The 253-nt window shown below is 70.4% G+C and carries 1 protein-coding gene; it reads right to left on the reverse strand.

The features are described from left to right. Window positions 1-253: hypothetical protein (locus AX744_RS20425; RefSeq protein ID WP_197429125.1), on the reverse strand; the 253-nt coding region annotated here is incomplete at both ends.

Here is a 253-nt window from a genome sequence, read left to right on the forward strand (position 1 = left end):
CTGCGCGGTGGCGGAACGGTCGTGGCGGGCGATACGGGCCACCATCACGGGGGCGCCGGCGATCTTGACGATCGCGAGGTCGTGGCGATCGAGCCAGCCCTTGTGTCCCCAGAGGTCGGCGCCCTTCTGCGGGTCAGCGGTGATGATCTCGAGGTTCTGGCGCGCGACGATGAGGTCGGAGTGCTCGAGCTCGAAGGCGCCCTGCGGCGGCCGCACGAGGTCGATGACGGCCTGCATCTTGCTCGCGGGCACG

Source organism: Microbacterium sp. CCH5-D1, assembly GCF_001557335.1.
Classification (GTDB): Bacteria; Actinomycetota; Actinomycetes; order Actinomycetales; family Microbacteriaceae; genus Microbacterium; species Microbacterium oxydans.